Annotated in this window: 4 protein-coding genes and 1 pseudogene; 4 read left to right on the forward strand and 1 reads right to left on the reverse strand. The window is 66.9% G+C overall.

Annotated elements, in window-relative coordinates:
• Positions 1 to 441: ABC transporter permease subunit (locus tag AC1D00_RS30010; RefSeq protein ID WP_477013159.1), on the reverse strand; the 441-nt coding region annotated here is incomplete at its 3' end.
• Between the two features lie 87 nt (positions 442 to 528).
• On the opposite strand from AC1D00_RS30010, the gene AC1D00_RS30015 reads away from it, so the two are divergent.
• From AC1D00_RS30015 to AC1D00_RS30030, 4 genes and pseudogenes are all read left to right on the forward strand, one after another.
• Positions 529 to 1,401 (forward strand): MurR/RpiR family transcriptional regulator, encoded by an 873-nt coding sequence (locus AC1D00_RS30015; RefSeq protein ID WP_477013160.1) that lies wholly within the window; start codon positions 529 to 531, stop codon positions 1,399 to 1,401.
• A gap of 3 nt (positions 1,402 to 1,404) precedes the next feature.
• Complete coding sequence (locus AC1D00_RS30020; protein ID WP_477013161.1) at positions 1,405 to 2,754, forward strand: aspartate aminotransferase family protein; 1,350 nt, start codon at positions 1,405 to 1,407, stop codon at positions 2,752 to 2,754.
• A gap of 12 nt (positions 2,755 to 2,766) precedes the next feature.
• A complete protein-coding gene (locus AC1D00_RS30025; RefSeq protein WP_135172400.1) occupies positions 2,767 to 3,780 on the forward strand; it encodes an amino acid ABC transporter substrate-binding protein in 1,014 nt (337 codons plus the stop codon).
• A gap of 206 nt (positions 3,781 to 3,986) precedes the next feature.
• A pseudogene (locus tag AC1D00_RS30030) lies at positions 3,987 to 4,166 on the forward strand (arylsulfatase); the annotation flags it as partial.

A 4,166-nucleotide genomic window follows, 5' to 3' on the forward strand; every position in this document is an offset into this window, starting at 1 on the left:
CCAGAACAGGAGTTGAAGCAGCAGCGGGATGTCGCGGAGCGTTTCGACATAGACGGCGGCGAGCCGCGACAACAGCCAGTTGGCCGATAACCGCGAGATCCCGATCAGCGTCCCCAGGATGGTCGCAAGCACGATGCCGATCACCGCGACACGCAGAGTGTTGGCGATCCCGACGACGAAGGCCCAGAGGTAGGTGTCTCGGGGATTATAGGCGAGCAGGCTGTCGGCAATCGGCATGCCCGCTTCGCGGCCGAGAAAGGCAAAGCCAGTGGTGATGCGGCGGGCCGACAGGTTGGTGACAGTGTTGGACCAGAGGAAGGCAATCACCCCGACCGCGATCCCGACCACCAGGATCTGCCAGAACAGGCCTTTCAGTTCCCGTTGTCCGAACGCGCCGAAAAAACGGCGGCGCGGCGGCGGTCTCGGACCATCTGATGTCACAGCGCAAAAATCCTTCTCAAAACCAGCGATTTCCGGCGGCGCACGTCAACTGTTGCACCAAACTCCAATTCATGCAACAAATGTTTCATGGCCGAGCCCGCGAAATCCTCGCCGCTGAGCGAACTGCGCATTGCATTGCCATCGCTCCCGATGCGCTTGCAGGAGGTCGGGCGCTTCGTCGCCGCCAATGATTACGACGCCACCACCCGCTCGATGCGCGATCTCGCAGCCGTTGCCGGCGCCGATCCCGCCGCCTTCACGCGGCTCGCAAAAGCCATCGGCTATTCCGGCTGGGACGAGTTGCGCGCGGCGCTGACCGAGGCGCGGCGGCCCTTGCAGACCTCGCCCTTCTCCGGCCGCGCCAAGAGCCGGCGTCATGGTCCGCACGCCGATGTCGCGCTCGTTACCGACAAGCTCGAGGCCGAGGCCGCGGGCCTCCCGCGCATTCCGGCGCAGCCGATTGCAGAGGCGGCCCGCTCGCTGCACGACGCAAAGCGGATCTGGATCGCAGGCTATCGCAGCTGCCGCAGCGTCGCGGAACTCCTGAACTACGAACTGCGACTGTTCCGCCCCGAACAGGTGCAACTCGTCGGCGCGTCCGGTCCCGACGACCTCGATATTGGGGCCTTCCGCCCCGGCGAAGCCGTCATCGTCATCGGCTTCCTGCCCTACACGCACGCGAGCGTCCGGGTCGCGCAGGCCGCCTATCGCGCCGGTGCGACGCTGATTGCGATCGCCGACACCGTGTCGGCCCCGATGGCCGAGGGCGCCGACCATGTGCTGCTGTTCGAAGCAGCCTCCTCTCCCGGCTTTTTCCCGAGCCTCACCGGCGCGATCGCGATTGCGCAGTCGCTTGCCGCGGTGACGTTCTCGCTCGGCGGCCTGGCCGCGAAGAAGCGCCTGGAGAATACCGAGGCCCGGCTCGCCGCGGCCTCCACCTACGTCTCAGAGAAAGGTTGACCCATGGCCGCTCGCACCAGCCGCGTGCTGCACCGCTCGTTGCGCGAAACGCCGCCCAAGGCGATCGGCGGCGAAGGCGTCTATCTCTTCGCCGAGGACGGGCGGCGCATCATCGACGCCTCCGGCGGCGCGGCGGTCTCCTGCCTCGGCCACCAGCATCCGCGCGTGATCGCAGCGATGGCGAAGCAGGCCTCGACGCTGGCCTATGCCCACACCGCCTTCTTCTCCTCCGAGCCGGCGGAAGCGCTCGCGGAGACGCTGGTCGGGCACGAGCCCGGCGGTCTCGCCTATGCCTATTTTGTCAGTGGCGGCTCGGAGGCGATCGAGGCCAGCATCAAGCTCGCGCGGCAATATTTCATCGAGCGTGGCGAGCCGCAGCGACAGCATTTCATCGCGCGGCGGCAGAGCTATCACGGCAATACGCTCGGCGCGCTCGCCGCCGGCGGCAATGCCTGGCGCCGGGCGCCCTATGCGCCGCTGCTCTCGGCCGCCTTCAGCCATGTGACTCCCGCCTTTGCCTATCACGAGAAACACGACGGCGAGTCGGATGCGCAGTTCGTGGCGCGGCTCGCAGCCGAGCTCGAAGCTGAGTTCCAACGGCTCGGTCCCAACACCGTTGCGGCGTTCCTCGCCGAGCCCGTCGTCGGCGCCACCGCCGGCGCGGTGACGGCGCCGGACGGTTACTTCAAGGCAGTGCGCGAAATCTGCGACCGACATGGTGCGCTGCTCATCCTGGACGAAGTCATGTGCGGCATGGGCCGGACCGGCACCACGCATGCCTGGGAGCAGGAAGGTGTCGCGCCCGATATCCAGGCCATCGCAAAGGGGCTCGGCGGCGGCTACCAGCCGATCGGCGCGATGCTCGCGAGCGGCAAGATCATCGACACCATCCGCGCCGGCTCGGGCGCCTTCCAGCATGGCCATACCTACCTGGCGCACCCCCTCGCCTGCGCAGCCGCGCTCGCGGTGCAGCACGTGATCCGCGAGGACGGTCTGCTCGACCGCGTGAAAGAGCGCGGCCGGCAGCTCGAGCAGCGACTGACCGAGCGCTTCGGCAACCACCGCCATGTCGGCGATATCAGGGGACGCGGCCTGTTCTGGGCGATCGAGCTCGTCGCCGATCGCGCCAGCCGCACCTCGTTCGATCCGGCGCTCAAGCTCAACCAGAAGATCAAGGCGGAGGCGTTCGCCAACGGGCTCGGCTGCTATCCCGGCGGCGGCACCGTGGACGGCGTCCGCGGCGACCACGTGCTGCTGGCGCCGCCCTACATCGCTTCGGCCGACGAGATCGACCTGATCGTCGAAAAGCTCGGCACCGCGGTCAACAACGTGTTGCGTAGTGTCAATCACTGAGGGGAGAGTAGCATGATGAGGAAAGTGGTTATCGTAGCGGGCGTGCTCGCGGCGTCGGCGGTGGTCGCGCAGGCGGCGACGCTCGACACGGTGAAGAGTCGCGGCACGCTGGTGTGCGGCGTCAGCGCCGGCTTCGCCGGTTTCTCGGCACCGGACTCGCAAGGCAATTACAAGGGCCTCGACGTCGACTATTGCCGCGCACTCGCGGCCGGCGTGCTGGGCGATGCCAGCAAGGTGCGTTACGTCTCGCTGACGGCGCAGAATCGCTTCACCGCGCTGCAATCGGGCGAGATCGACGTGCTCTACCGCAACTCGACGCAGACCTATTTGCGCGGCGTGACGCTGGGCCTGCGCCAGGGCCCGATCAACTTCTACGACGGCCAGGGCTTTGTCGTGAAGAAGGACCTTGGCGTGAAGGAAATCAAGGATCTCAAGGGCGCCACCGTCTGTGTTGCGCAAGGTACCACGCACGAGGTTACGCTCGGCGACTACGGCCGCGCCAACGGCATCGACTGGAAGCCGCTGGTGTTCGACCGCGTCGACACCATGTACCAGACCTTCTTCGGCGGCCGCTGCGATGCCATGACCCAGGACGCTTCCGCGCTTGCCGGCGCGGTGACGACCGCAGCGCCCAACCCGGCCGACTACGTCGTGCTGCCGCAGACCATCAGCAAGGAGCCGCTCGGGCCCTTCACCCGCAACGGCGACGAGGTCTGGAGCGACATCATCACCTGGCTGCATTACGGGCTGATCGAGGCCGAGGAGCTCGGCGTTACCCAGGCCAATGTCGATGAGATGGCGAAGTCGCAGACGCCGGCGATCCAGCGGCTGTTAGGGGCCTCCGGCGATCTCGGCTCGCGGCTGGGGCTCGACAACAAATGGCTGGTCACGGCGATCAAGGCCACCGGCAATTACGGCGAGATCTACGAGCGCAATGTCGGCAAGGCGAGCCCGCTCAAGCTCGACCGCGGCCTCAACGGCCTCTGGAACAAGGGCGGCTTGATGTACGCCGTGCCGTTCAAGTAGACGGTGCTTCACCTCTCTCCGCATGCGGGGAGAGGTCGGATTGCGCTCGGCGATGCAGAGYATCGTCCGGAGCAATCCGGGTGAGGGGGAGTCTCCGCGAGTCCAACTCTCACCGTCCTCGCGAAGAATCCCCCTCACCCCACCCTCTCAGCGCGAGCGAAGCTCGTCGCGGCCCCGCAAGCGGGGCGAGGGAGAAGAGACATCCCATGCGCATCGCCCTCATCCACGCTCTCAAGCATTCCATGGCCCCGATCGAGGCCGCGTTCGCGACGGCGTGGCCAGAGGCGCGGCTGATGAACCTGCTCGACGACAGCCTGTCGGCGGATCTGGCGCGCGACGGTGCACTCAACGACACCATGACCGAGCGCTTCCTCGCGCTCGGGGAC

The sequence above is a fragment of the Bradyrhizobium sp. P2_E8 genome (assembly GCF_056403875.1).